This is a genomic window from Candidatus Protochlamydia sp. R18, from assembly GCF_000648255.1.
In the GTDB taxonomy this organism is placed as follows: Bacteria; Chlamydiota; Chlamydiia; order Chlamydiales; family Parachlamydiaceae; genus Protochlamydia; species Protochlamydia amoebophila.
In genome coordinates, this window is the sequence record NZ_BASL01000364.1 from 1 (window position 1) to 265 (window position 265).

General features: G+C 38.9%; 1 pseudogene. It reads left to right on the top strand.

Annotated elements, in window-relative coordinates:
* Window positions 1–6: 6 nt before the first annotated feature.
* Window positions 7–265, top strand: a pseudogene (locus TY19_RS00405) (site-specific integrase); the annotation flags it as partial.

Genomic DNA, 265 nt, shown 5'->3' on the forward strand with positions numbered 1-265 from the left:
TTAACGATTGATGACATTAAATTTGTCAGAGAAGGCTTGCAAATTACGCTTAGGAAATCAAAAACCGACCAAGAAGGGAAGGGGAGAGATATAGCCATTCCTTATGGATTAAACATTCTCACTTGCCCTGTCAGAACCTTAAATGATTGGCTTAGTTGTTCTAAAATTAGCGAAGGGCCATTATTTCGACCGATTAATCGGCATGGTCAAATCATGGATAAAGCCTTAACTTCCAAATCCGTCGCATTGATTATTAAGCGGAACA